Origin of the sequence: Halorubrum sp. Atlit-26R, assembly GCF_003666015.1 — an archaeon.
GTDB lineage: Archaea > Halobacteriota > Halobacteria > Halobacteriales > Haloferacaceae > Halorubrum.
In genome coordinates, this window is sequence record NZ_QPLT01000519.1 from 1 (window position 1) to 450 (window position 450).

The following is a 450-nucleotide window of genomic DNA, read 5'->3' on the forward strand; positions in this document are numbered from 1 at the left end:
TGATAGAACTGAATTCGGCATATACATCTGGTTTCCAGCGTTCTAAGATATGTTGGAGTGGCTTATGCCAACTCGGGGCTTCATGATGCTCATAAGGAGTATAGAAACCAAGTGGTGAGATTCGCTGGATCTCAACGCCTCTTACCTCTGTAGTACCTTCCCCGACTCCATTGTAACACCCCGTTGTCACAACATCAACCTCATGGCCGTCTCTTACCAATCGTTCTGAAAGGTTCCGCACATATTTTTCTGCCTCTCCAATAGTTTCTGGAGGATAAAGACTAGACACCATACAAATGTGCATATGGGAAATTGGTCAAGCTCATTCTTACAACTACCGATTTTTGATAGGCATCTTGTACGAGCAAAGCTAATTACCAAGGTGATATTGATGACTCTTAATAAGGGTACTTGAGCCTCCCCCTTTACGCGAATCAGCGTGACAAACAG

The 450-nt window shown here is 44.0% G+C and carries 1 protein-coding gene; it reads right to left on the minus strand.

Features of this window, described 5'->3' with window-relative positions; genetic code table 11:
- Positions 1 to 292, minus strand: a 292-nt coding sequence (locus DVK07_RS21745) for a glycosyltransferase (protein ID WP_158603231.1), incomplete at its 3' end; no start/stop codon positions are given.
- Positions 293 to 450: the final 158 nt, after the last annotated feature.